This window comes from Tildeniella sp. (assembly GCF_059505325.1).
Genome location: NZ_JCACKI010000001.1, coordinates 57,033 through 76,413 on the forward strand (window position 1 = coordinate 57,033; position 19,381 = coordinate 76,413).

The window sequence follows — 19,381 nt, forward strand, 5'->3', positions numbered from 1 at the left end:
CACAATACAAGTACAAAGCATGAAGAGGTTTCCATAACTCAGCTTGCTGCAACCGCTTGATTGCCTTGGAGATATAGCAGTGGGCTACGTGAAAGATGATTGCCTGAGAACAATCACCGCTCCATCAACTTCCTTCCTTTCCTTACTTCCTGAAACTAAATTTCATCCGTTAGTTCAAACGCCTCCACTTCCTCAATGTGAAGTCTGTGTCATTCTACCTGTGCGAAATGAGGCAGAGATACTGGAGCAGACGCTTGCAGCTCTTGCACACCAGGTTGATTTAAATGGACACCCGTTGAGCGCAGACCGTTACGAAGTGATTCTGTTTGCCAATAATTGCAGCGATGATTCTGTATTGATCGCACATCGGTTTGCCATACAGCATCCGGATTTAGTACTGCACATTGTTGAACGAACGTTACCTGCGTCTCAAGCTTACATTGGCTGGGTGCGGCAGCGATTGATGGATGAGGCACATCGCCGCTTGATGCGATTGGGACGTAACCGAGGAGTTATTGCCTCCACGGATGGCGACACACAAGTAGCTCCTGATTGGATTGCTGCAATTCTATATGAGATGACCTGTGGCGCTGATGCGGTCGGCGGACGGATTGTGACCGATCGCTGCGATCGCGCCGCCCTTGATCCTTACGCGAGAGCCTGCCATTTACGAGAAGTAGGCTATCGTTTTCTGGTTGCTGAACTAGAAACACATCTAGACCCTGATCCATTTGATGGGTTACCCCGTCACTTTCAACATTACGGTGCCAGTTTGGCAGTGACCGCAGAGATGTATGCACAGGCAGGTGGTTTGCCACCCGTGAGGACTTCAGAGGATGTGGCACTCTATCGGGCGTTAGTTCGAGTGAATGCCCGCTTTCGTCACAGTCCACTCGTACGAGTAACCACATCAGCGCGGCAAGTTGGACGCGCGCAGAATGGTTTAGCCAATCAGCTTCAGCAATGGTCAGCGATGGGAGTGCAGCACCAACCGTTTTTGGTTGAGCCAGCAGGCGCGATCGTCGCTCGGTTGCAAGCGCGCTATACATTAAGGCTACTCTGGCAACGCTTTCTAAATGGTCGCCAGCCTACTCCCCAGGAGATTGCCTTGCCCGCGAGTCAGTTAGGGGTCGATCGTGGTTGGCTCATCGCTGCCCTAACGCAACACGCGTCGTTGGGTGCACTGTTTGAGCAGATTGAACAACGGCAGACACAGGAAGAAATATGGCAACAGCGGTGGTCATTCGTCAAAATCGAGCAAGCAATTTACGATCTGCGTCTGCTGCTAGAACCCCTACGTTCTAGAGTAAATAGACCTTCTGCCTTTACAAAAGCTTTACCGTTAGTAACCACAGCTTCAACGGAAGTAACCACAGCTTCACAATTACTAACCACAGCTTGAGCGGAAGTAACGACAACTTGAGTGTTAGTAACCATAGCCTCACCGTTAGTAACCACGGCTTGAGCGTTAGTAACCATAGCTTCACCGTTAGTAACGACAGCTTGAGCGTTAGTAACCATAGGATAAGTCATGCCAACCGAATGACGCTAAGCTTCGAGCGGTGCGATCGTTGTAATAATGCAAGCGACTTTGACCGTCAGTAGAAAAGGGTGTTGAGTTTCCTAGGAGGCAACTTGATCTACGAAACTGGCGATCATATTGTCCTCTCCTTCGCATTGCTGATTACTGACACTACAACCGATAAATTTAGTCAGTGTGATTGAGCCAAAACTGTTTAACTTTATCAAAATGACTCAGCCGTTTCTCAATCTTAGCAACCTCTCTTGGGTAGAAGTTTGACAAGGTATCGCACAGTTCTAGCATCCATTGCTTACGTGAATAACCAGGGTTAACAGTTATTGAGTTTGAGTTGGCAATTTGAATCTGTCCCCAACCTAACGCACCTATCGTCAAGCAATCCCAACCTAGAAACTCGATCGGTACAAACGTAACCCTTTCCACCTCTAAGCGGGTGCCTTCAACATCGTAAGCAACCATCAGAACTGCAAAGACGTTCTTGTCATTCTCATAGAAACGAGATAGCCGTTCTACAGATGTCAAGTTTGGCATATTGAACTTTGTGCTTATTCGGTGAGTCTTTATGTCAATAACATAGTAAAAACCGTTATCGTCCTCGAAAGCTAAATCAGCCATTGCTCTTCGAGCAAAATCAGCTGAGTAGTTCTTGCAATTCTCCTCCCCAAGCACTTGTTGCAAATTGCTGCCTAGAACGTCCTGAATAGCGTCACCAACTGCTCTTGGGCTATTTGCGGTTGAGAGAGACAAATAATCTTCTTGAGAGTTGAGAAATTCTTTGATGGCTTCGTTGACTTCGCTGAACTTTTCGCTGTAGAAGATCTGACTCTTTTCCATGAGATCTACATTTCTGCTAGGAGAAACAAGTCTTGCTGATGAAGTGTTTTGTCATGTTGAGAGTTGCGCTTCTTGTCAATAGAGCGCACCTGTTCATTCAGAGTATTTCTTTCCCAAAACACTCCCTCAGCGTAGCCCTGGATTGAGAGCTCAGCTTCAGCAATTTCAAGACGCTTTTCAGCTAAACAGGCGTACATTTCATCAAGCTCTACACCAAAGTATTTTCTGCCTAACTTCTTTGCGACCACAGATGTCGTTCCTGATCCAAGAAAAGGGTCAAAAATAACATCTCCAAAATTAGAACTTGCAAGGATAACCTTTGCAACCAGCTTCTCCGGTTTTTGAGTTGGATGATCTGTATTTTCTGGCATTGACCAGAAGGGAATGGTCAGATCTGTCCATAAATTAGATGGATGCGTAAGGCGATAGTTTCCCTTATCTGTTATGTCCCAGTCTTTAGGAGTACCATCCACAGTGTAAGGGGCAATCACTTTGCGCTTTAGTTTCACAGCATCTACGTTGAATGTGTAGGTATCAGAAACTGTGCAGAACCAGATATCCTCTGATGAATTCTTCCAGTTTTTACTAGCTCCACGCCCTTTATCCCTTTCCCATGTAATGCGATTACGAACTTGAAAACGATTTTTTATTGCCGCATAAACCGCAGGTGAGGATTGCCAATCAGAGCATATATAAATTGAAGAGGTAGGCTTCAAAACAGCCTCAAGTTTATCAAGATAAGCGTCTAGCCAATCAGCATACGTATCCAAATTCTTTTTCTTGAAGTTATTAGAGTTGAAGGTTTTATTTAAGTTATAAGGTGGATCAATAAAAAGTAAATCAACTGACTGTTTTGGCAAGTAATCTAAAACCTGAAGCAGGTCTTGATGAATTGTGCGATTGATAACATCTTGCAACTCAATAGGCATATTCAATCGCAGTAGCCTGTTTTTGTACTTAACTTGTTCTTCGCTATTCAGAGTAATCGTTCTATTGCGAGGGGCGCGTTCTTTGCTTTCTGGCATTTTCAACTCCTAATACAAGAAACAGAGTCGCAAACACAATAGAGTGCACAGACTTTGTTGTGGTACATCTGCTGGTCAGACAACAAACCACTCAGTTTACCAAATCTTAGTGCTTTTAACTCACCACTTCTCATTTTTTTAATTTATAAGGTTTCGTCAACCCGCTCAAACAAATCGAGGCGGTATTTCTCTGCCCGATCGCCCCTTAAATGTTTGATTTGCGGTGAGGGTAACGATAGGAATGAGTCGTGCACGTCATCACCACTCAAGGGATTGTGATAGTAGTCCTCGTATGGAGTCCAATGGACTAAGAGCAAATGTCCGCCTGGTTCAAGATGCTGTAGCATCAACTGCTGTGCTTTTTGGAGGTCTTCCCGGCACCAGTAGTAGCCAACTTCTGATAGCACCGTGAGATCGAACTGTTCATCAGGATAGGATTCTGGAACGCACATCAATTGAAAGCGGACGTGTGATAGAGCTTGACAACGATCGATCGCCTTTTGCTGAGCCATTTCTGACACATCGATTGATAGCAACGACTCACATCGCTCTGCCAGCATTGATGTCAACACACCAATTGACCCCCCTATTTCCAACGCCGATCGATAACGCGCGTTGGGTAAAGCTGCCAACGTAGCGGCGTATTTCTTTGCCTCGTAATCGCTGGTTTCAAACTTCCAGGGATCGGCATCGGCGTTGTACAGCGAATCAAAGTAGTCAGGTGTCAAAGATTGTTGGGGTGAATTCATTGAACGTCCTCCAAATACATTTCCCAGGGACGCGTGAAGTTCACTAGCATCTCTGGTGTTAACTGAAACCCTTCTGGGTCATCATCAATCAAGTTAGTTGTTTGAGAACGATACGCCGCGATCGCCCTCAGCTTTGTCTCTAGCACAGCCTGAATATCCAATCGCCACGCTACAACCTGTTCAAGGCTGGTGAACGTGCCTTGCTCTGGATCCCAATCCCAAATGGGATATTCAATGATTCGGGGTGAGTAATTTAAGTAGACTAATGCTGTATGCATCAGTTTCCATGTTGCTCGATGGTCGGGATGTGGATCAGTTCGCCACGGTAAAAAGATGGTTTCAGGCAGCAGTGCTTCTAAATACGTGCGACAACACGCCACTGCTTCCTGGATTCCGGGGGATTCAGACGTGGGAATCGAGCCATCTTGCAAACCCAAAAACATCACATCCGTCTTTTCCACTCCCAGAATAGACAGTGCTTCTAACGTTTCCGCCTGCCGCAATGCCTGCAATCGTGGAGCGGGATATTTGAGCGATCGAGGATGGGACAACGTTCCATCACTAATCACCAAGATATAGACTGGATAGTCCAAGGCTCTAAGTAGCGCGATCGCGCCACCACAGCCCAACGTTTCATCATCAGGATGGGGCGCAACGACCAACGCAGATCCCGTGATGGTATGTACCGATCGCAACGGCAATGTAGCAGGATTGAAAAGGGGCGGTTGGCTAGCGATCGGAGCGTTCATAAGACCATAGTGAATGGGTGGCGCTTGCTTCGGATAACGCATACTGTCCAACGTTAGCCAGAGCCGCATCAAACACAGGTTGACGCAAATAGAGGGTCAAATCTCGAATAATGCGCTCCATTGGATGCGGCGGCAGTAAGCCACGAGTGCCAACTGATCGCTCACACAGTTGCATCACATCCATACAGATCTGTTCGATCGCTGTTCGCACCATGTTGGCATAAGCAACGAGCTTCTCTGCCTGCTGATACGACTGATCGGGATGACCACCAAAAATGGGAGCATACGATTGCACAAGCTCCGCTGCGCCGTGTAGCCAGAGATTGCCGCTTTCAAGCGCGATCGCCATCCGACCGAGCCGTTCTTGCTGGTAAGGATCACTGGTGCGATTTAAGTCGCGTAAGTATTGTCGGGTCGCATCAAAGAGCGCCTCTGCGCCTCCTAACTGCACGGCTGCAAAGCGAATCACGCCAGTCGTTAACCAGGGCTGCCGAAAGTAATCACCCGGTTGTCCAATCAGTGCACTCGCATCCAACTCGACACCGCTAAAATCCACCTTAAAACTGGCAGTGGCTCGCATCCCTGACGGTTGCCACCAGGTAGGATCACTCACCGTCGCCACCGCTTCCATTGGTACGATACACATTTGCCAGGGTTTATCTCCCAACGGTCCATTGACAAATGGGCGATCGACAAAGCCAGAACCGGAACAGAACGTCTTTGAACCGTCTAAACGATACCGACCACCTTCCAGAGGATGCACTTTGACTCCATCTTCTGCTTCTGCATTCCAAACGCCAAAGATTTTATGGCGATCGCGGGCATCACTGGCATACGCTTCCATCTGCGCTTGTGTGCCAAACGTTTGAATGAGTTGCAGTGCGTTTACATGCCCTTCGTAAAGGCGACCCACTGCTAAATTACCGCGTCCCATCTGTTTAAGGAGCATAAGCAATTCACAGGTGAGGCTTGCGTCAAGCCCTACGCCCAACCCGCCTAAGTCTGGCTGCAAGGGTGCTGCCAATAGACCTGCTTTCGCAATCAGCTCAAATTCTTCGACTGGAAAGGCACCGTTGTGATCGATCGCAGCCGCATTAGTCGCACAAAAATCAGCAACTTTAGTCGCTCGAACTAGCAGTTCATCCAGGGGCAAGCCGCTTTGTTTACCAATCAAACTTGGCAAGGAGTCAACAAGAGTTGGCAGCACTTCACTTAATCTTTCGTTAGAGTCAATACTTAAGATGTTGCACCAAAATTACTTGTAAAAACCTCTGCCTTTTGAATGCTTTTAGATACTAAACCGCTAAACAAACCGCTATTAAACCGCATCTTCGTCGGGAGTCAAGCTATCCTTAATCGAATCAGCCGTCCTTTGAAACGCATTTTTGGTATTCTCCATTAATCTTCTTGACTACTTGCTTGGGTTGAGCCGCTTGACGAGTGCTTTTGCTGCTTGAAGCCTCTTTTCGCTCATTCTCAATTTTGTCTCTAGAGTCCTGGGTTGCTCCCTACCTTTTCTACATCCTTTACTACAAAAGACTACCAGTAGGCGATGTCCAATATAAATTGGCTCTATCGAACATCGCCAAGTGTATGCGCGTTTCACCCGCTATTGCCTTCGATTCGTGCGCTAAGCAAGCAATTCTCCTGTTTCTTGCAAGGAGTGAAGGCGACGATAGATACCTTCGCGGTTCAGGAGTTCGTCGTGGTTGCCGACTTCGACGATGTGACCGTTTTCGAGAACGACAATTTTGTCTGCCTCGCGGACGGTGCTGAGACGGTGGGCGATGATGATCAGCGTGCGGGTGCCGAGAATAGCGCGCATCGCCAGTTGAATCGATCGCTCCGACTCGTAATCCAAACTGGAGGTCGCTTCGTCAAAAATCAGCACATCCGGTTCCATAATCAGGGCGCGGGCAATGCCGACTCGTTGACGCTGACCACCAGAGAGTCGTACACCGCGTTCACCAACGACTGTGGCGTAGCCCAGAGGCATGTGCCGAATAAAGTCGTCTGCCTGGGCAATGCGACACGCCTCTCGGACTTGCTCTGGAGTGGCGCTGGGGTTGCCGTAGAGTAGATTGTCCATCAACGTACCGTTGAAGATGTCTACCTCCTGGTGGACGATCGCCAGCCGTTTCCGGTAGCCTGTCACATCCAGGCGGCGCAGGTCGTGACCATCCATGAGAATGCTGCCGCTGTTTGGCTCGAAGTAGCGAAACAGGAGCTTGACCAGTGTGGACTTGCCAGAGCCGGAACGCCCCACCAACGCCACTGTTTGATAGGGTTCGATCAGCAGGTTGATGTCTTTTAGCACCGGACGATCGGGGTCATACCCGAAGGTTAGGTGCGAAAATTCCACTTTGCCTGTGAACTGATACGGCTCGGCATCCTTGTCTCGCACCAGACTACCCGCATCTCTGCCAGCCGGAAGCTGCATAAATTCGTGAAAGCGAATCATTGATGCATAGCGACGCGCAAAAACTTCCGCCAGTTGGCTAATCGGCTCCACTTCGGCATACGCCATGCTAGAAACCGTTAGCGTGGTGACAAAATGCCCCAGCGAGATTTCGCCCCGCACTGCTGCCATGAGCGTAAACACCAGCACCAGAAAGACGCAGCTTTGCACGATCGTCCGCTCATACATGCCCAGCATGACGTAGCCTTTGTGGATACGATAATCCACCACCTTGAACTCGCGATCGAACCGTTGGCGTTGTCGGGTCAGCTCTTGCGCTTCGGTGGCAAAGGCTTTCACGGTTTTAATGTTGGTGATGATTTCCGAGTTGCGGCTTTCGGTGTCTTCAATGTAGCGATCGAGCTTTTCCTCCTGCTTGGTTAATTTGGTTAAACCAGACAAACTGAAGCTGAGAATGCCGATAAACGAGATCAGCAGCACGATCGCAATGCGCCAATCGATCAACCAGATCACGGTGAAAATGCCCACAATCCGAAACAGTTTGGGCAAAAACTGCCCGGTAATTTCGGGATACGTCCAGGTGTGGTTAGAGATACCTTTGGCAACCCGTGCTGCAATCCGCCCAGGATTATTTTCGTCGTAAAACTCCAGCGGCAAGGTGAGCACCTTTTCCAACGCTTTCTGGGCATGATCTCGACGCGCACGAAAGGCAGTATCCCAGTTAAACCAGGGACCCAGCCAGGGTTGAATGGGTGCCCGCCCCACCGAGACAAGGCAGACCAACGCCAACAGCACAGCCAACGAAAGCGTTTGTCCTTGGGGTTGTCCTGTCACATTGGCAACGCCTGTAATCAGGTTCTGCACAGGCTGATCGACGGGTTGCTTGGACAGCACGTTGAGAATTTGCCCGATCGCGTAGGGACCAAATAAATCAATCACTTCAAAGGCACTCATCATTGCAACGCTGAAGACGGAGATTCGCCAGTACCGATCGTAGTAGCGAATAAGGTCTTGAAATTTCGCCATGATTCCTCCTAAAACGGTCGATGCGAGGTTTGTGTCGAGCAATTCAGTTAACCCAACGCTAACCACCACCTGTTAACGTTAGATTTTGCTGATTTCCGCTAATGGACGTTCGCTTCAGTCCAGGCGCTTCAATCCAGGCAACAAACGATTGTGCTTCCCAAACCTCTTCGCACAAAGCACTTGCTCATACTACAAAAGTAGTATTGTAATACAAATACAGCACACTGGGTGACATTCCCGAACGAGAGAAACGCTTTCTCAAAATCGCAAGGAAGAAAATATCCGGTGTGCTTTGATTTTCAATGCCCAAGTCTCTGCTTTCTGCGCTCAGGCTCATTTCATCCCTTTGGGAACGATCGCCTCACCCTCAGGAGAGATGAAGCAGAGCCTCGCACTCGGCGATTCTATCTACAACGGGAGACATGATTCAAACGGTGTGTCAGCTCTCTACAGATTAAGGGCGGCTTCAGTTGAGCGTTCACGAGGAAAATTCGTATGATTGATGACTTTAGGATGGCGTTGGATCTCGATCGCCTTCCGATATGGATGGCGCAGGTGCCTTTGGATGGGGCAGTCAGTACACCGGAAAGGGCAGCTTTAGTTTTCTCAGGACCTCAATTTTTTATCGCCTTAATTGCAGGTTTAGTTCTGGCATTTGCTTTTCAATTACTGCTTACCAATCTCTCGGTAGCAGCGGGTATTTCGTACCTTGGGCGATCGTCGAGCGATGATTCTGATTCTGACAGCCATGAGTCGGGCAGTCTGGGCGGCACAGTCAAGAAAATTGGCTTTGCTGTCGGTCTATGGACGCTGCTTACAGTTAGCGTAGCGCTGTTTCTGGCGTGCCTCTTAGCGGTGAAGCTGAGTTTAATTACCAGTTCTGCCTTAGGCGCGATCGTCGGCGTTGTTATTTGGGGCGCTTACTTCGTTTTGTTAGTCTTATTTAGTTCGTTAACTGTTGGCTCTCTGGCTGGCTCGGTCGTGAATACTGCCGTGTCAGGATTTCAAGCAATTTTCGGGACGGCAACCGCGGCTCTCGGAGCTAAAGCTGTAAACAGTCAGGTTGTTTCAACCGCAGAAGCAGCGGCAGCAGCCGTCCGGCGAGAACTGGGTACAGGGCTTGACCCAGCCAGCGTACGGGATTCCATTGAGGATTATCTGGATGCTTTGCGCCCAGCAGGGTTGGATATGTCCAAGATCCGGGGCGAATTTGAGAAATTGGTCAACGATCCAGAGTTAAAAGAGATTGCGGGTAGTGGTTCGCCAGTAGAGATCGCCGATCGCCTGCGGAGTATCGATCGCGCCACCTTCATGAATTTGGTGAGCAGCCGCACCGATCTTTCCCGCCGAGATGTTGAGCGTGTCGTGGGTCAGCTTGAATCGGTTTGGCAAACGGTCGTCAACCAGTTTCAGAAGAAAGACCCAACCTCAGAGTTGGTGGAGTACCTCAAGTCTGCTCAGCCTGAGGCGCTAAACTCTAGCGAACTAAACGCCAAGATCGATCGTCTGACTGAAGAGGTTCGTCAGCAAAGAAGTCTGGCATCATCAGGACAACTGGCACAATCGCCCAAGGCAGACGTTAGTCCAGTCAGTCAAGCGCTCCAGCTTGGCTTTACGACTCTCATGGGCACAGTGCTGCAACGCGGTGATTTGTCTGATCTGAGCGTCGAAAAAATTCTTGGTCAGCTTCAGACAGCCAAAGATAAAGTCAGCGATACAACGAAGCAGATTGCTCAAAAGGTACCAGGAGCACCCTTCAACACGGTCAAGGCAGATGCTGAAAACTACCTGTTGAACACCTACTACTGGCACTTCAACCGCGAAACGCTGCAAACCGAGTTCAGGGATGCCATCTACGATCCTGAAGCCGACCCAGTGACGGTGCAACGCCAACTGGAACAACTGAATCGCGCCTATTTTGTGGAGGTGCTGTCGCAACGCAGTGACCTCACACCTGCAAGAGTGTCGGAAATCGCGGATCAGCTCGAAACGATTCGCGTTTCGGTGCTTGGCACTGTACAGGCAGCGGCAACTGATGAGCAGTCCAAAGATGTTCGCGGTCGAGTAGAAAATTATCTGCGATCGACTGGCAAAGATGAACTCAACCCTGACGGTATTCAGCGAGATTTTCGTCTGCTGCTGGACGATCGCGAGGCTGGTTTTGATGCCTTGCAGTCTCGACTCAGCCAATTTGACCGCAATACGCTGATCGCCATACTCGCGCAGCGACCGGACACCACACCCGAAGAAGCCGATCGCATCGTCAGCCAACTTGAAAGCACTCGTGACAATGTTCTAAGTACAGCGCATGAATCTCAAGAGCGCGTGAAGGCAGAGGCATTGGCAGTGCGCGATCGCGTCGAAAACTATCTGCGAAATACCAACAAGTCAGAACTCAACCCCGACGGCATTAAGCGCGACTTTAGACTGCTGTTAGATGATCCGCAGGCGGGACGGTATGCCCTGCGTGAGCGCCTCAGCCAGGTCGATCGTGATACGCTCGTGCAGCTTCTCGCTCAGCGGCAGGATATGACACCCGAGGAAGCCGATCGCATCATCACTCAGCTTGAAGACGTGCGGTATAGCGTCCTCCATGCACCGCAAATCGTGGCGGATAAAGCGAAGGATCAGTATGACCAGGTGAGTACCGCGATCGCCGACTATCTGCGACGCACTAACCTATCGGAGCTTGATCCTGATGGCATTCAGAGCGACTTGAAGACACTGCTGGATGATCCAAAACAGGGCACGATCGCGCTACGGCAACGCCTCTCGCAGGTCGATCGTGAAACGCTGGTCAAACTGCTTAGCCAACGAGATGATCTCACCGAAGAGCAAGTCAACCAGTCTATCGATCAGGTGCAGGAAGCGATTCGTCGTATTGTCCGCTCACCGCGTCGTCTGGCATCGCGCACCAAACAGCGTGTGCAAGATTTCCAGACCAACGTGGAAAGCTACTTGCTCCAAACCAACAAGGATGAACTCAACCCTGACGGCATTAAGCGCGATCTGCAACTGCTGCTGAATGATCCCCGCTCAGGAGCCAGCAGCTTGGGCGATCGCCTCAGCCAGGTCGATCGGTCAACCATCGTGGCGCTGCTCTCTCAACGCCAGGATATATCTACAGCAGAAGCGGAACGGATTGTCGATCAGGTGTTGGCTGTACGCGATCAGGTATCGGCTCAGATTCAAAAGATCCAGAACCGCATTCAGTCGGTGATCGATGGCATTCTGGCGCGCATTCGGGATTACCTGAACGCGCTCGATCGCCCCGAACTCAACTACGACGGCATCAAGCGCGACGTTCGCACCATGTTCTACGATCCCCAGGCTGGCTTTGACGCAATGCGCGATCGGCTTGGCAGTTTCAACCGCGAAACGCTGGTCGCCGTGATGAGTTCTCGTGATGATATTTCCGAAGAGCAAGCAAATCACATCATCGATCAGGTCGAAGATGCCCGCAGCAGTGTATTGCGTCGTGCAGAGCGTCTGCAAGGCGAAGCACAACGACGACTGGAAGAGGTCAAATATCAGGCGCAGAAGCAGGTAAAGGAAACCCAAAAAGCGGCTGCCAGTGCTGCCTGGTGGTTGTTTGGCACTGCACTTGTGTCGGCTGGTGCTGCTGCCTTAGCAGGCGCGATCGCCGTCAAAGGTGTCTAATCCCATTCCTTAAAAGGCTCACACCATCGCCTCTCTTCGGAGAGGCTTTTTTATAGTTGAATTCGACAAGTCGCGTCACTACAGTGATCGTGATTAAGTCCCATAGTTATATACAGGGACTTCTGCAAAGCGATCTGGCTCTTGTCGAGTCAGGATAATTTGCTGCAAATGCTCTACCGTTGATGGAGAAAAAAACTGTTCTCCAGTTTCTTCATTGATGCGAGCAGGTACATTCTCAATGACAAAGACTTGCCCATTCAGTTGGAGCGTGTAAGTCACTTGTTTTTCAACCAACGTTTCTTGCTCATAACTCATCATTGCGGTTCCTCCTTTGTGTGAAGTCAGCATTCCATCGCTGCGGGTCAGGTTCGTATAAAGTGATAATTTTCAGCAAGGGACGAGGCGGATAACTACATTGAATGTGAAGTCTCCGTTGGGTTTGAGTCACGCCACTAATAAGACAACTCGGACCATACTTATCGTTTGGATAATGCTCAATAACCTGACCCTTGGCGATCGTTTCTCTGACTTCTTGAACCTGGATTTGTCTCAAGATTGACTGATCAACAGCATGTTTGGAAAACTCATATCGCTCATCAGCAATTTTCTGGCGGATGTCTTCAATGAGAGAAGTCATGGGACTATTCTCTTACAGGCTTAAGATGCTTTTAGCAGAACTGCTTCCACATTTTGCGGTAATGGGATTGGATGGAACGATTCGTCGAAAAAGCATAATCTTCACCGCTTCCATCCACAATCCGTACCAACCCATGTGCTGTAGCTTGCTCATCAGCAATCATGCGATACAGTTTTCCGACTTCTAGTGAAGCTTTGTAGCCCTCATTGTTAAGGCACAAAGCGAAATGAATGAGTTGGTCGTGATCTGCTTTCATCAGCGTCCAGCTTAAACTTTGAGCGCCACCATTTTCTGGACGGCTTCGACAATTTGTTGGGGCTGGACGATCGTCAGATTTTCCAAACCGCCATTGTAAGGGGTGGGAATGTCTTGAGATGAGAGCCGCAAAACGGGTGCATCCAACTCGTCAAACAGGCGATCGTTAATCGACGCAATCACTTCTGCCGCAATGCCGCCCGTCCGCATTGCCTCTTCCACAATGATCACACGATGGGTTTTGCGAATGGATGCGCCGATCGTGTCAAAGTCCAGTGGCTTCAGCGACAGCAGATCGATCACTTCTGGATCGTAGCCATCTTTTTCTAGGGTCTTCACTGCCTGCATCACGTGATGCCGCATCCGGGAGTAGGTGATGATCGTGACATCTTCGCCCGATCGCACCACTTCTGCCTTATTTAGAGGCAACAGATACTCGCCCTCTGGTAAATCTTCCTTCAGATTGTAGAGCAGGACGTGTTCAAAAAACAGCACGGGGTTGTTGTCACGAATCGCCGACTTCAGCAGCCCTTTCGCATTGTAGGGAGTGGAACACGCAATGATTTTTAGCCCCGGCACTGCCTGGAAGTACGTCTCTAACCGCTGCGAATGTTCTGCGCCAAGTTGCCGACCCACACCACCAGGGCCTCGAATCACCATCGGAATCTTGAAATTGCCGCCAGACGTATAGCGCAGCATTCCAGCATTGTTGGCAATCTGGTTAAATGCCAGCAGCAAAAAGCCCATGTTCATCCCTTCGATGATGGGTCGCAGACCGGTCATCGCGGCTCCTACAGCCATGCCAGTAAAGCTATTCTCGGCGATCGGCGTATCCAACAACCGCAAATCACCATACTTCTTGTACAGATCCTTCGTCACCTTATAGGAACCGCCGTAATGCCCTACGTCTTCCCCCATGACCATTACGGTTGGGTCGCGCTCCATTTCTTCGTCGATCGCTTCGCGCAGGGCATTAAAGAAAAGTGTTTCTGCCATTGGTTCCTCTAGTTGCGGCAATGTCTGTCATTTTACAGGAGTCTATAGCGTTTAGCTTTCAGCGGTCAGCGGTCAGCGGTCAGCGGTCAGCGGTCAGCCATCAGCTTTCAGCGGTCAGCGGTCAGCGGTCAGCCATCAGCTTTTAGCCTTTAGCCTTCTGCCTTCTGCCCTCTGCCTTCTATCTCCTTTATCCATCCTCCACCGCTCAATGTCAATTTTGAGTAACCCAGTGTGACAGTAGCCCTAACGCGATCGCGGCTACCCAGATTTGAACGAGCATCGGGTTGATTAGCACAACCACTATGCCAACCAGAAGTAGCCCTGTGCCAATGAGTCTGACCATTTTGCTTACCAGTTAACGTCTACTCCCTTCTTCTGGCAGCAGCGAAAAAATCAGCCAAATTGTCGAAAAAATAGCAAACAAAAATTCCCTCAGCCGTTACTGCGAGGGGATTTTTGTTTGCGTTAAGTTGAATGTGCCCTTAGTCTTGTGTCGTCCAGCGGGCAACGAGACGGGTACGATCGCCGATTGACTCAGTCATCCAAACCATTGTCAATTTCGGTTTACGTGCACATCTGGAAGCAGTTGATTCAACATTGGAGGCAAATTCAGCAGATTGTGTTTCTTGTGTACGAGGTAGAAGTTGCATATAGGGGGCGTTCCTTTTGTAAACATAGCTACAATATGGAACAGCTTTAAGAGGAGTCGCGTGACTGACAGCGCAGCCTCAACGTGATTTTTCTCTGAAAAGTGTGTGATCTAAAGTTTCTTACTTAGGAAACGATGTTGATAGCGCCGCATGACTAAAGGGTGTAAATCTGAACTTGCCGAATCAACTCGTCAAAATCGAAGGGTTTGGAGATGCAGTCGTTTGCGCCAGCCGCTTTTCCGATCGTTGCACTTTCTTTACCGTGTGCTGTGATCAGTACCACGGGCAAATCTGCCAGTTTGGTGCTCTGTCGCACGCGCTGAGTGACTTCATAACCATTCATGTCAGGCATCATCACATCCAGCAGCATGAGCTTAGGCGGCAATGCCTCTGCTTTTGCTAACGCAGCCATGCCGTTGCTGGCAACTTCAACGCTGTAGCCTTCTCCTTCTAAGATTGCTTTGAGTAAAAAGCAGTTATCTGCCATGTCGTCAACAACCAGAATATATCCAGTCTTGACCTGTTGTCTTCCTTGAAAAAGTGGTTTCGTCATTAATGCCATCACAAAAAAGAGTTGTATGAAGTGATAAGAGTTTTAAAAATGCTTCGCAGTCCTTAGGTATAGCTTTAACCATTGCTCATATGCTCCTGCTCAAGAAGGATTTTCTCAGAATCTGCTCAAGCGATCGCTCTGTCTGTTCTAAAGTGTGCAGCGTTTGAAGCAGAAGCAAAAAGAGTTACAGCTTTCCTCCTGCCTACCTCTTGCCTTCTGCCTTCTGCCTTAAAACCTAAAACTTGTACTGCACTCCAAATGAGAACCGCTGTAAGGGCTGCTCACCCTACTGTGGAGGGAGCTGACTTGGTGTCAGCGTCGGCACACCTTCCAAAAAGGAACCTGTTAGCGAGAGTACTGTTTCAATATTGAGTTCGCCTGTAATAGGAATGCCAACAGCCGTTTGAAAGCGGCGGATTGCCTTGCCGAGATCCTTTGAGGGTGGGCTGAGATAGCCGAGGCGCTGTAGATAGTCGGCTGCCTGTTCTGACGTAAGGGTGCGATCGCTGGCTCGGAAGATCGGTACGTACTGCTTTCGCCAAATTTCAGCAAACTGGGTTTGGTTGAGGGTGTAAATTTTGCCACGCGCTGGATCACCGATCGCAACCAGTTCATTGCTCATTTCTAGCAGAGCGACTGCATGAGGCAGTTTTCGCCCGCCATCCAGCAACCAAACACCCAGCACGCCAGGACGGTTAATCCGTTGCATTTGCTCCCAGGTAGGCGCTAGTTCCAACCCATCCATCCCTAGCTCATGGGCAGCGACAATTAACTGCGGCATTGAGGTGCCTAGACGACTGGTGCCTGCAAGCCGCGCAACACCCGACTCCGTAGCGTCAAGCTGCCATCGTCGCAGCACGGTTGCCAAAGCCGCAGGCGCGCAGCTACTCATGGAGGTTTGCTTATACACCCCATTGGGCTGCAAGTTGTTGTAAAGCGTAGTGTAAATCGGAGCTAGAAAATAGGCTTCGGAAGCGCTGAATCCAGTGATTCCCATGATGCCAATCAGCGCTACAGCAATCACCTGTACGCGTGCCGTCTGCCAACTGACGATGTATGCCAGCCCACAAAACCCTAGCAGGACGGCACGCATAATCGTCCAGGTGATCCGCATACCATAGACACGCCACTCGACTGGTAGGAACTGCATTTGAGGCACATTCAGTGCCAGCACAATCAGCCCAACGTAAAGCCCTAAAAACAGCAGCGAAAGGGAGGTTCTACCTTTGAATAAATCGTTTGCTGTCGCGCCTTTACGTAGAAACAGCTTGCCAATACGCATACCCCAGCGAAAGAGCAGACCACCCAGCAGTAATGTAGCGATGATCTCTAGCAGCATGTTGGCGATCGCATGTATTGAGTGTCAGACAGCAGAGCGTAAAAGGCAGATGGCTAAACGGCTTGTGAAATAAGCGCCTGTGCTTTTGCAAGTAGTAAGCTATGGCAGCTCTACCGCCCCAGCACAGTTGCCTTTACAGGGAACCAGGCGTTTCTTTGAGTGTAACGCTTGAAGTTGAGCGTCTAAATCCGTCACAACACCGAAAAGGCAGGATGACACTCGCTGCTGGATGACGCTTTAATGCTTTACACCGCTTTGCTGAGGGAATCCGTAATTAATAGTTCATTTGGAAAAGGATTCAGTATCCTTACATAGGTTCATTTGACAGGTGGCAACTGACTCTTGCAGCGCCTGGATGCGACTTGAGAGCGCGAGTGCAAACTGGCGTTTGGAGTCGATCGGATCAGGTTAGGAGATTAACCCTAACTGGTCTGGCAATTTCATGTGTGCCGCTTAATGTGTGCTGAGGGAAACCAGAAGTAATGAGATGTCCAGGGTAGCGCTGCTAATTGGAGTGAGTCGGTATCCAACGGGTTTAGACCCCTTGCCCGACGCGCAAAAAGACGTGGAACTGATCAAGCGATTGCTGAAGCAGCCGCGCTTTCAGTTTGAGTCTGTACAGTGCTTATGCGATCGCCCATTGCAAGAGATGCAGGAAACCATTGAGCTGTTCTTTAAGCAGCGGCGCAGTGATGATCAACTGGTGTTTCTGTTTTGTGGCTACCTCTTGCCCGATGCGGATGGCAAACTGTATTTTGCGACACCCAGCACTAAACTGGATGATCAGGGTGCGATCGTTAAAGCGCAAACGATACCTGCCAGCGCTGTGCTGGAATCAATGAACAGTAGCCCTGCCAAACAGCAAGTTTTCATTTTGAATCGTTACAGCCCGCCACTGCTGGATCAGTCTGCTGTAGCAGAGCCAATGTCTGATCTGACGGCTCCTTTCGGTGGTGCGGGGCGCGTCATCTTAGCGGCTTCAAACGTTAGCCGACCAGCGCTAACACCTGAAGCACTTGATGTTTGGACGTATCCACGTTATCTGGCAGAAGGTATTGAGAGTAGTGCTGCCGATGCTGATGATGACGGTATCGTGACGGCGGCTGATTTGCATCACTATGCTGCTCAAAAGCTGCAAGTGGCAGCCCCCACGCTACAGCCCCAACTGCACGGCAGTGCCGAAACGGCTCAGATGCCTCTGTTAGAGGTGCCAAACAACGACCCACGACTGCATTATCGCAAAGTTCTGGAGACGGCATCGATCGCGATCGATGTGTCAGGTGCTCCTGTGCTGGAAGGGTTACCACTCTTGGAGGAGATGCGCCAGCGTTTAGGCGTGTCGCCGCAGGAGGCTGAGGCGCTAGAGGCACAAGTGTTACGTCCCACACGGGAGTATCGTCAACGTGTGACGCTGTATCAGGAACAGGTGGCAGAACACGCGCGATCGCACGCTACTGACCACCCGCAAGTGCGTCAGACCTTGAAACAGTTGCAGCACGCCTTGTACCTGAATGATCGTGATGTTGCCGTGATGACGATCGCACCATCTCTAGTCGAGCATCAACGTCAAAAGGCGCTGTACCAGCAGGTTTTACTATGGGCAATGCAGCGTCAGTCTCCGTTGGGAGAGGGCGATCGCACGATGCTCCAACGCTTGCAGCAGACACTGCACTTAGGGGATGATGACACTAGAACCATCGAAGCGCAAATCACCACCCAAACAGAGCAATTTGTAGCTGACTTGAGTGAAAAACCAGAGTCAGAAACCGCAAACACCCCAGATGCTGGCGCTACCAGCCAGTCCAGTCCAGTTTCGCCCGCACCAAAAGCGTTCAGCTCATCGCCACCACCATCTGCTGCACCGCTCCCAACGGCTGTACCGCCTTCTCACGACGACTCACGGGCTTCTCACGACGACTCACGGGCTTCTCACGACGACTCACGGGCTAAAGAGGCAGTGCTGCAACGGTTGTTCAACATGAACGAACCAGTGACATCCCCTTTAGAACCAGCGTCGCTAGCAGAAACACCGCTGAACCCCGTACCTGTACGAGAAGAACCGCTTCCTATTCTGCCTGACGCGAAGCCAAATCTTATGGATAGAGTTCGACGCTCTGCTTCTAACTATCAAGCTCTGATCATTCCGGCGATCCTCCTGGCGGCAATTATTGGGCTGGTAGCCGCGATTCTGCCATCGTCCAGTCGTCCGGGGTGGCTCAAATTTGGACAAACACCTGCTGATCCTGCTGCTGCCCAGCGTCTCAACAGTGAGGGGCGAAGAAAAGCGCAGGCAGGCGACAACAAAGCCGCGATCGCTGACTATGACCAAGCCATTGAGAAAAACCCTAATGATGTGTCGGCGTATATCAATCGCGGGGTTGCCCATCACCGACTGGGTGACACAGGTGCCGCGATCAGAGACTATGAGCAAGCGTTGAAACTCGATCCTAAGTCTGCCGTACTCTACAGCAATCTTAGCTATGCCTATTACGATCGCCAGAACTATGACAAAGCACTGGAGACAGGCAATCAAGCCGTTGCGCTAAATGGCAGTTCGGCAGAAGCGCACATCAATTTGGCAAATGCACGGTCTAAAAAAGGTGACTATGACAGTGCGATGCGGGATTATGCCCAGGCGATCGCGCTCAAACCGCCCGCGCCGATTCTAGCGGGTGCCTACAATAACCGAGGGAATGCCCAACTTGCGCTTAACAATACTAGAGCCGCGATCGGAGACTACAACCGGGCGATTCGTCGGAAGCCAGACTATGCCGATGCTTACTACAATCTTGGGCTGGCACAACAGGCGTTGGGTAATCGTTCTGGGGCAATCAGCAATTTACAGAAGGCAGCAGATCTCTATAAAGCCCAGGGTAAAGAAGCGCTGCAAAAAGAGGCGATCGATCGCGTTAACGGGTTGCAACAGAGCAATGTCTAAAGCCTTTTAGA

At 50.1% G+C, this 19,381-nt stretch carries 17 protein-coding genes; 4 read left to right on the plus strand and 13 right to left on the minus strand.

Translation table 11 applies throughout. The features are described 5' to 3' along the window. Nucleotides 1-79: 79 nt before the first annotated feature. Nucleotides 80-1,402 carry a glycosyltransferase family 2 protein gene (locus AC5JO6_RS00245; RefSeq protein WP_496079024.1) on the plus strand — a complete coding sequence of 441 codons (1,323 nt, stop codon included), beginning with the start codon at nt 80-82 and terminating at the stop codon, nt 1,400-1,402. Nucleotides 1,403-1,708: 306 nt separating this feature from the next. Here the strand turns inward: AC5JO6_RS00245 and AC5JO6_RS00250 are convergent, their stop codons facing one another. From AC5JO6_RS00250 to AC5JO6_RS00275, 6 genes are all read right to left on the minus strand, one after another. Beyond that, complete coding sequence (locus AC5JO6_RS00250; protein ID WP_496079025.1) at nt 1,709-2,374, minus strand: hypothetical protein; 666 nt, start codon at nt 2,372-2,374, stop codon at nt 1,709-1,711. Nucleotides 2,375-2,379: 5 nt separating this feature from the next. Further along, nucleotides 2,380-3,399 carry a DNA-methyltransferase gene (locus tag AC5JO6_RS00255; protein WP_496079026.1) on the minus strand — a complete coding sequence of 340 codons (1,020 nt, stop codon included), beginning with the start codon at nt 3,397-3,399 and terminating at the stop codon, nt 2,380-2,382. Nucleotides 3,400-3,542: 143 nt separating this feature from the next. Then, the gene (locus tag AC5JO6_RS00260) at nt 3,543-4,148 is read right to left on the minus strand and encodes a class I SAM-dependent DNA methyltransferase (protein WP_496079027.1); all 606 of its coding nucleotides are present in this window, start codon (nt 4,146-4,148) and stop codon (nt 3,543-3,545) included. Continuing rightward, a complete protein-coding gene (locus tag AC5JO6_RS00265) occupies nt 4,145-4,897 on the minus strand; it encodes a PIG-L deacetylase family protein (RefSeq protein WP_496079028.1) in 753 nt (250 codons plus the stop codon). Before AC5JO6_RS00265 ends, AC5JO6_RS00260 begins: the two co-directional genes overlap by 4 nt. Further along, entirely contained in the window at nt 4,878-6,080 is a 1,203-nt protein-coding gene (locus tag AC5JO6_RS00270; protein ID WP_496079029.1) for an acyl-CoA dehydrogenase family protein, read from the minus strand. Before AC5JO6_RS00270 ends, AC5JO6_RS00265 begins: the two co-directional genes overlap by 20 nt. A 447-nt stretch (nt 6,081-6,527) precedes the next feature. Then, nucleotides 6,528-8,342 (minus strand): ABC transporter ATP-binding protein, encoded by a 1,815-nt coding sequence (locus tag AC5JO6_RS00275; RefSeq protein WP_496079030.1) that lies wholly within the window; start codon nt 8,340-8,342, stop codon nt 6,528-6,530. Nucleotides 8,343-8,837: 495 nt separating this feature from the next. Here AC5JO6_RS00275 and AC5JO6_RS00280 point away from each other — a divergent pair, with 495 nt between their 5' ends. Further along, on the plus strand, nt 8,838-12,002 hold the full coding sequence (locus tag AC5JO6_RS00280; protein ID WP_496079031.1) for an MFS transporter: 3,165 nt from the start codon (nt 8,838-8,840) through the stop codon (nt 12,000-12,002). A 93-nt stretch (nt 12,003-12,095) separates the two neighbouring features. Here the strand turns inward: AC5JO6_RS00280 and AC5JO6_RS00285 are convergent, their stop codons facing one another. The 4 genes from AC5JO6_RS00285 to AC5JO6_RS00300 are packed head-to-tail and all read right to left on the minus strand — an operon-like array spanning nt 12,096 to nt 13,890. Further along, nucleotides 12,096-12,320, minus strand: coding sequence for a hypothetical protein (locus tag AC5JO6_RS00285; protein WP_496079032.1), 225 nt, complete (start codon nt 12,318-12,320; stop codon nt 12,096-12,098). Next, the gene (locus AC5JO6_RS00290) at nt 12,307-12,639 is read right to left on the minus strand and encodes a DUF4258 domain-containing protein (protein WP_496079033.1); all 333 of its coding nucleotides are present in this window, start codon (nt 12,637-12,639) and stop codon (nt 12,307-12,309) included. The genes AC5JO6_RS00285 and AC5JO6_RS00290 overlap by 14 nt, the downstream gene beginning before the upstream one ends. A 31-nt stretch (nt 12,640-12,670) precedes the next feature. After that, nucleotides 12,671-12,895: a hypothetical protein gene (locus AC5JO6_RS00295; RefSeq protein ID WP_496079034.1), complete on the minus strand. Its 225-nt coding sequence runs from the start codon at nt 12,893-12,895 to the stop codon at nt 12,671-12,673. A gap of 11 nt (nt 12,896-12,906) precedes the next feature. Continuing rightward, nucleotides 12,907-13,890 carry an alpha-ketoacid dehydrogenase subunit beta gene (locus AC5JO6_RS00300; RefSeq protein WP_496079035.1) on the minus strand — a complete coding sequence of 328 codons (984 nt, stop codon included), beginning with the start codon at nt 13,888-13,890 and terminating at the stop codon, nt 12,907-12,909. Nucleotides 13,891-13,910: 20 nt separating this feature from the next. Between AC5JO6_RS00300 and AC5JO6_RS00305 the strand changes: the two genes are divergently transcribed. Then, a complete protein-coding gene (locus tag AC5JO6_RS00305; protein ID WP_496079036.1) occupies nt 13,911-14,036 on the plus strand; it encodes a hypothetical protein in 126 nt (41 codons plus the stop codon). 65 nt (nt 14,037-14,101) lie between these two features. Here AC5JO6_RS00305 and AC5JO6_RS00310 read toward each other — a convergent pair whose 3' ends face one another. From AC5JO6_RS00310 to AC5JO6_RS00320, 3 genes are all read right to left on the minus strand, one after another. Then, complete coding sequence (locus AC5JO6_RS00310) at nt 14,102-14,233, minus strand: hypothetical protein (protein ID WP_496079037.1); 132 nt, start codon at nt 14,231-14,233, stop codon at nt 14,102-14,104. A 461-nt stretch (nt 14,234-14,694) separates the two neighbouring features. Continuing rightward, a complete protein-coding gene (locus AC5JO6_RS00315) occupies nt 14,695-15,102 on the minus strand; it encodes a response regulator (RefSeq protein ID WP_496079038.1) in 408 nt (135 codons plus the stop codon). 277 nt (nt 15,103-15,379) lie between these two features. Continuing rightward, on the minus strand, nt 15,380-16,432 hold the full coding sequence (locus tag AC5JO6_RS00320) for a cysteine peptidase family C39 domain-containing protein (protein ID WP_496079039.1): 1,053 nt from the start codon (nt 16,430-16,432) through the stop codon (nt 15,380-15,382). Nucleotides 16,433-16,919: 487 nt separating this feature from the next. On the opposite strand from AC5JO6_RS00320, the gene AC5JO6_RS00325 reads away from it, so the two are divergent. Then, complete coding sequence (locus tag AC5JO6_RS00325) at nt 16,920-19,370, plus strand: tetratricopeptide repeat protein (RefSeq protein ID WP_496079040.1); 2,451 nt, start codon at nt 16,920-16,922, stop codon at nt 19,368-19,370. Nucleotides 19,371-19,381 lie beyond the last annotated feature (11 nt).